General features: G+C 27.4%; 1 protein-coding gene. It reads right to left on the reverse strand.

Annotated elements, in window-relative coordinates; translation table 11 throughout:
* A partial coding sequence (locus GR212_RS36615; RefSeq protein ID WP_163995026.1) for a motility associated factor glycosyltransferase family protein occupies positions 1 to 445 on the reverse strand: 445 nt, incomplete at both ends.

Below are 445 nucleotides of genomic sequence, written 5' to 3' on the forward strand. Positions count from 1 at the left end.
ACTTAAGATTCTTTGAAAAGGAATGCTTTCAAGCATAGAAGGGATGTTTTGTAAAAGATGAGAATAACACTCAAAAGAAAGATCAGAATTAGAACCTAAATTTCTTATCACAACTTTAATATTTTTCTCGCAAAGCTCGTCTGCTTTATGCCAAATATCCTCATAAAACTTTTTATAATAAACATTATTTACAAACATTTCATATAAACTTAAGTACTCAGATATATCTTTCATATCAAAAAGTATAAGCAGTTGAATATCCACTCTTTCTTCTTCGATATCCACAAGATAAATTTTTCCACTACAAAGCTCTTCACTCAAATTTATCGTGCTTAAAGCTAGGATAAAAAGTTCTATTTCACTTTCAAATACAAAAAGATGTTTATAGTGTTTAGCTAAATTTTTAATCAGTAAAGCATTGCCGATACCATAAATACATATAAAA

This window comes from Martinezella lusitana, assembly GCF_010668395.1.
Taxonomy (GTDB): Bacteria; Pseudomonadota; Alphaproteobacteria; order Rhizobiales; family Rhizobiaceae; genus Rhizobium; species Rhizobium lusitanum_A.